Genomic DNA, 3,207 nt, shown 5'->3' with positions numbered 1-3,207 from the left:
GAGGACGCGAGGACGCGAGGACGCGAGGACGCGAGGACGCGAGGACGCGAGGACGCGAGGACGCGAGGACGCGAGGAGCTATGCCGTTGAGAGGCTGTCTGAAAAGTCGGTTGCTACGCGGTGGAGTGCCGGCTTTAGCCGGCTAAAGTCGGCACTCCACCGCGTGCCACGTAGTATGGTATGGCACTGATACCCTTTTCAGACAGCCGCTAAGCCTAACCAAACCTTGCGCCTTTGCGCCTTTGCGTCACACAACAGGAGCCAACCATGTCCCAAACACCAGAACCAACCCACGACCTGAACGAAGCGATCATCACCCGTGCCTGGACGGACGACACCTTCCGCGAGGCGCTGCTGCACGACCCTAAAGCGACGTTAGCGACGACGTTTGGTGCCGAACTGCCCCCAGACGTCGAACTCAAGGTGGTTGAAGAGACCGCGCTCACCCGCTACCTCGTGCTGCCCTGGCAGCGTCCGATCAGCCGTCGCACGATGCTCAAGACCATGGGCGGCCTCATGGCTTCCATTGGGCTGGCGGCATGGTTCAGCCTGACTACCGAGGTGCAGGCGCAGGCGCAGCGCGATCCCGCCTTTCGCCAAGAGTTGCTGCGCGATCCCAAAACTGCGCTCCAGCAGAGCTATGGCACGGAGGTGCCTGATTTTGTGGCGCTGCAGGCGCTCGAAGAGACCCCGACGCAGCGCTACCTGGTGCTGCCCTTCCGCTCGCGCATCAACGCGGATGAGCTGCGCGACACGGAGCTTGAGGCGGTAGCGGCGGGCGGGCGCAGTTCTGGGGGGTGCCCGCCCGCATCCCCTTGTATGCGCGGGGATGGTGGTTCAGGCAGGAACGCGGCGGTGCTACGCTGCCATTAGTTGGAGCTATACCTACCTGCTCTTGATCGTAGCATTTGTGTTGCTGCTGGTCTGGTTGCTGACCTACCCCATCGCGGCCAATTACGTCCTTGCGGGCTGGCTCTGCGGTGCGGCGCTGCTGAATAGTCTATGTGCGGGCATCGTAGTGCCGACGTTAGTCGGCTGAGGTCTTTGCCATCGCTGGGAAGCCGACTAACGTTGGCACTACCTATGGCGTAAACGGTAAAGTTGTCACGAACCTTGTCTAGGAGTAAACGAATGAAGCTATTCACAAGCCTTCTCGCCATGATTGGCCTGATCGTTGTCGTTGGTCTGAGTCTAGGAAGCCCTTTAGCAGAGCAAGCAGCCCCTACCCCGATGCTACGCTCTTTCACAGCGGATAGGATCGATCTTCAGAACGACACTGCGCGTGACCAGACCAATGTGCAAGCGTTGCAAGCGGCCCATCCCGATGCTATTGGCACAGGCGTGAAGGTTGCGGTCTTTGATGACATGGTAGATGCGAACCATCCCGATTTTACTGGTCGGATTGTGGTACATCTAGATTCTTTTGATGATGGTGCAGCGCCCGGAGAGCATGGCACCCTTGTGGCTGGTGTCATCGGTGGCGATGGACGCAATAGTGTTAACCATGGCGGGAGTGCCAACCAGTGGCGCGGCGTGGCATCGGGGGTGCGTCTCTTCTCCTACGGCACAGGTTGGGTGATTGATGACCACCAGCATGCCATTGAGCAACAGCAGATCGATGTCTCTTCCAACTCGTGGGGTGGTGATTTTCAATCTACAACCTGCGAGACCCACAATATCTACTCGAATTTTGCCAAAAATTTGGATGCCATTGCCGCGGGCAGGCACAACAAGCAGATCACCGTTGTGATCGCTGCCAGTAACTTTCGTGAAGGCACCAGCGATAACAAGCAAGAAGAGGAGCCAATCTGTGGCTTCAATGTTGAACCACCCTACCTCAACTACTTCAGCCTCTCTGATGTGGCTGCGGCCAAGAATGTCATTACCGTTGGTGCAACGCAGATAAACGATGCCGTGAGCAGCGCCGACTTCAGCAGTTGGGGGCCAACCAAGGATGGCCGCCTCAAGCCTGATCTGGTTGCTCCAGGGGTGGCGATTGTCTCTACGATTCCCGGCGGGGGCTACAAGCCAGAGGATGGCACCTCAATGTCAACGCCCCATGTTTCGGGGATTGCCGCGATTATCATTCAGCGTTACCGTGAAGTCTTTGAAACCCAGGCGTTCCGTAGCGAGACGATCAAGGCGCTCTTGATCCAGACCGCACGCGATCTCGTGCCCTCTGAGGATGATCCCCTAACGGCCCAGTATTACCGCCCTGGCCCCGATTTTGCTTCAGGCTATGGCCTGGTAGATGCCCAAGCGGCTTATGCGGCAGTGGTGCGCGATCGCATCCTTGAAGCCAGCATCACCAATGGGGCAGTCGTCACCCGAACGATGACGGTTGCCGAGGGTGCAAATCTCCTAAAAGCCACCCTCGTCTGGAATGATCCCGCTGCCGAGCTGGGTACCTGCGATAGCCATAGTGAGGGTTGTACCCTGCTGATCAATGATCTTGATCTTGAACTGGTCGCGCCTGATGGTACCATTCACCTGCCATGGGTGCTCAATCCGGCCACCCCGGCAGCCGCTGCCACCCGTGGCGTGGATCGGCGCAATGTGGTGGAGCAGGTGCATGTTGACGATCCAGCGCCGGGCGTCTGGACGCTGCGCGTGCGTGGGCATGCGCTCACCAGCGCGGCGCAAGCGTTTGCTGTGGTGAGCAATACGCCCTTTGATCCCACCGACCCGACTGATCCCACCGACCCCACCGACCCCACCGACCCCACCGACCCCACCGACCCCACCGACCCCACCGACCCCACCGACCCGACTGACCCCACCGACCCGACTGACCCGACTGACCCGACTGATCCCACCGACCCGACCGACCCCACCGACCCGACTGACCCCACCGACCCGACTGACCCGACCGACCCGACCGACCCGACCGACCCGACCGACCCGACCGACCCGACTGACCCCGCCGACCCGATTGACCTGGATTACACCATCTTCCTTCCGCTCGTTGTGCGTTAGGGAAGCGGATGCTGTTGATTACCCCGTTGCGTTGCCATCCTGAGCGAAGGTTCGTAGGAACATTCCTGTTTGCGCCGTAGGTAGTGCCGACGTTAGTCGGCTTCCCATCGCTGCCAAAGACCTCAGCCGACTAACGTCGGCACTCCAACTGTAAGACATGGTTTCAGAAACGGCCTTTCAGCTTTACAGTTGGAGTGCCGACTTTAGTCGGCATCCCATGGCAATCTACGA

3 protein-coding genes are annotated in these 3,207 nt (G+C 59.6%); all 3 read left to right on the top strand.

The genetic code is table 11. The features are described 5' to 3' along the window. Positions 1–267 precede the first annotated feature (267 nt). The 3 genes from CJ255_RS24245 (at position 268) to CJ255_RS24240 (ending at position 2,976) form a co-directional block, all read left to right on the top strand. Positions 268–873 carry an NHLP leader peptide family RiPP precursor gene (locus tag CJ255_RS24245; RefSeq protein WP_217352516.1) on the top strand — a complete coding sequence of 202 codons (606 nt, stop codon included), beginning with the start codon at positions 268–270 and terminating at the stop codon, positions 871–873. Positions 874–895: 22 nt separating this feature from the next. Next, complete coding sequence (locus tag CJ255_RS21450; RefSeq protein WP_165774874.1) at positions 896–1,039, top strand: hypothetical protein; 144 nt, start codon at positions 896–898, stop codon at positions 1,037–1,039. A gap of 92 nt (positions 1,040–1,131) precedes the next feature. Next, positions 1,132–2,976, top strand: coding sequence for a S8 family serine peptidase (locus CJ255_RS24240; protein ID WP_097646116.1), 1,845 nt, complete (start codon positions 1,132–1,134; stop codon positions 2,974–2,976). The last annotated feature ends 231 nt before the right edge of the window (positions 2,977–3,207 follow it).

Source organism: Candidatus Viridilinea mediisalina (assembly GCF_002532535.1).
Lineage (GTDB): Bacteria > Chloroflexota > Chloroflexia > Chloroflexales > Chloroflexaceae > Viridilinea > Viridilinea mediisalina.
Note: the sequence above shows the minus strand (reverse complement) of the source record. Positions and strands in the feature narration are given on the sequence as shown.